A 1,724-nucleotide genomic window follows, 5' to 3' on the forward strand; every position below is an offset into this window, starting at 1 on the left:
GGCCTCAATCCTGAGGTCTTTGCAAAAATATGCTACAATCGCGTCCGATTATAACATTCTATTTATAAAGGTTTTACGAATAATGATTTCTACCAACGGCATCACCATGCAGTTCGGCGCAAAGCCGCTGTTTGAAAACGTATCGGTCAAATTTGGCGAAGGCAACCGTTACGGCTTGATCGGCGCCAACGGCTCAGGCAAGTCCACCTTCATGAAAATCCTCGGCGGCGATTTGGAACAGACTGCCGGCGAAGTAGCGATTGAAAACGGCGTGCGTTTAGGTAAATTGCGCCAAGACCAGTTTGCCTACGAAGACATGCGCGTGCTGGACGTGGTGATGATGGGTCACACCGAAATGTGGGCGGCGATGACCGAGCGTGATGCGATTTACGCCAATCCCGAAGCCACCGAAGACGACTACATGAAAGCCGCCGAACTGGAAGCCAAGTTCGCCGAATACGACGGCTACACCGCCGAAGCGCGCGCTGCCGAATTGTTGAGCGGCGTGGGCATTTCCGAAGATTTGCACAATGCGACCATGGCAGAAGTCGCCCCGGGCTTCAAGCTGCGCGTATTGCTGGCGCAAGCCCTGTTCTCCAAACCTGATGTATTGTTGCTTGACGAGCCAACCAATAACTTGGACATTAATACCATCCGCTGGCTGGAAGGCGTGTTGAACCAGTACGACTCCACCATGATCATCATCTCGCACGACCGTCACTTCTTGAACGAAGTCTGCACACACATGGCGGATTTGGACTACAACACCATCACCATCTATCCGGGCAACTACGACGACTACATGCTCGCTTCTGCCCAATCGCGTGAGCGCGCCCTGAAAGACAACGCCAAAGCCAAAGAGAAACTGCAAGAGCTGCAAGAGTTTGTCGCCCGCTTCTCCGCCAACAAATCCAAAGCCCGTCAGGCAACCAGCCGTCTGAAACAGGCAGACAAAATCAAATCGGAGATGGTCGAAGTCAAACCTTCTACTCGTCAAAACCCATATATCCGTTTTGAAGCCGACGAAAAAGCCAAGTTGCACCGTCAGGCTGTGGAAGTTGAAAAACTGGCCAAACGCTTTGAAACCCAGTTGTTTAAAAACCTGAACTTCATCCTTGAAGCAGGCCAGCGCCTCGCCATCATCGGCCCGAACGGCGCGGGTAAATCTACCTTGCTGAAACTCTTGGCCGGCGCATACAACCCCGAATATTCAGACGGCCTGCTGCCGGACGAAGGCACCATCAAATGGGCGGAAAAAGCCAGTGTCGGCTACTATCCGCAAGACCATGAAAACGACTTCGACGTCGATATGGACCTGAGCGAATGGATGCGCCAATGGGGTCAGGAAGGCGATGACGAACAAGTCATCCGCGGCACTTTGGGCCGCTTGCTCTTCGGCAGCAACGATGTCGTGAAAAAAGTGAAGGTTCTCTCCGGTGGCGAAAAAGGCCGTATGCTTTACGGCAAACTGTTGTTGTTGAAACCTAATGTCTTGGTTATGGACGAACCGACCAACCACATGGACATGGAAAGCATCGAATCCTTGAACATGGCGCTGGAAAAATACAACGGCACGCTGATTTTCGTCTCGCACGACCGTCAGTTTGTATCTTCATTGGCTACCCAAATCATCGAATTGGATGGCAAAGGCGGATATGAACACTACTTGGGCGATTACGAAAGCTATCTGGAGAAAAAAGGCTTAGTTTAAGCCTATACTGATA

Annotated in this window: 1 protein-coding gene; it reads left to right on the forward strand. The window is 51.5% G+C overall.

From position 1 onward, the window contains the following. The first annotated feature begins 82 nt into the window (after positions 1–82). The gene (locus ACTHUT_RS19765; protein ID WP_003683571.1) at positions 83–1,711 is read left to right on the forward strand and encodes an ABC-F family ATPase; all 1,629 of its coding nucleotides are present in this window, start codon (positions 83–85) and stop codon (positions 1,709–1,711) included. The last annotated feature ends 13 nt before the right edge of the window (positions 1,712–1,724 follow it).

This window comes from Neisseria sp. P0022.S010 (assembly GCF_051956635.1).